The following is a 1,172-nucleotide window of genomic DNA, read 5'->3' on the forward strand; positions in this document are numbered from 1 at the left end:
GCCTCGGCCTCGGCGGTTGCTGCCTCCGCGCGCCGGGCATGCTCGGCGGCTTCGTCGGTGCGCGAACGGGCCTCTTCGATACGCATGCGCAGCGATTCCACCATGCTGGCGATGGATTGCTTCAGCCCGCGCAACTCGGCGCGAAATGCGCCGCGTGGCTGCGCGTCCAGATCGCCCGCCGCCACGGCACGGGCATAGGCCACCAGCGCGTGCAGCGGCGTGCGTACCGACCGCGTGACCAGCGCCGTCAGCGCGCAGCCCACGGCGAGAATGGCGGCGGTGACCGCCAGCACGGTGTTGCGCAGGCTGCTTGCCTCCGCCTCCAGGTCATCCACGTACACCCCGGTGCCGATGATCCATCCCCACGGCTTGTAGTAGGCGATGTACGATTCCTTCGGATAGGTCTGCTCGGTCACGCCGCCGCCCTGCTTCGGCTTGGGCCAGACGTAGGCCACCAGCCCTTCGCCGCGTTGGTGGGCCACGTCCACGAAGGCCAGGAACAGGTTGCGGTTGCCGCCGGGATAGTCCGTTGCCGGGGCGCCGGGCGCGGCCCGCCAGTGGCCGGCACGGTTGTAGGCGGGCTTGTCCAGGGTCTGGCCTTCCAGCGCGGGAGCGGTGGGATGCATGACCATGGTTGGGTAGGGGGTGCGGTCGTCGTTGATCCAGAAATAGTCGCCGTTGCCGTAGCGCATCTGGCGAAGGGCATCGGCGGCGCGCCGCTTGGCTTCGTCAAGGGGGATCTCTCCCCGGCCTGCTTTTGCGTCCAGGCCCTCCACCAGCTTCATGGCCGTTTGCACCAGGTGGTGCAGTTCTCCCTGCCGGGCCCGGAGTGCGTCCGCACGGACCTGTGGCAGAATTCCGCCGAGAATGGCGGCCACGAACAAAAGGGCGATGAACGTGGCCAGGGCGATGATGCGCAACGCCACGCCCGCCTCGAAGCGGGGGGCGGCGGGATCGGGTACGGGGGAGAGCGTGACTGGGACGAGGGATGGGCCGGGGTGGGACATGGGAAACTCCGCTGGGGTGGGCATGCACGGGGCAAAGGGCATTCACAGGCCGGACAAGCGTAGCCGCCTGCTGGTGGGGGCAGAATTATAACAATAGGGCAAAGGGGCGCGGCACGGGCGCAGGCGCGGCCCGCACCGCACGCGCCGCGCCCGTCGCATGCTTGC

1 protein-coding gene is annotated in these 1,172 nt (G+C 69.3%); it reads right to left on the reverse strand.

The features are described from left to right. Positions 1-1,007, reverse strand: a 1,007-nt coding sequence (locus tag FVW20_RS16085; protein ID WP_196610390.1) for a cache domain-containing protein, incomplete at its 3' end; no start/stop codon positions are given. Positions 1,008-1,172 lie beyond the last annotated feature (165 nt).

Origin of the sequence: Nitratidesulfovibrio oxamicus (genome assembly GCF_015731765.1) — a bacterium.
GTDB lineage: Bacteria > Desulfobacterota > Desulfovibrionia > Desulfovibrionales > Desulfovibrionaceae > Cupidesulfovibrio > Cupidesulfovibrio oxamicus.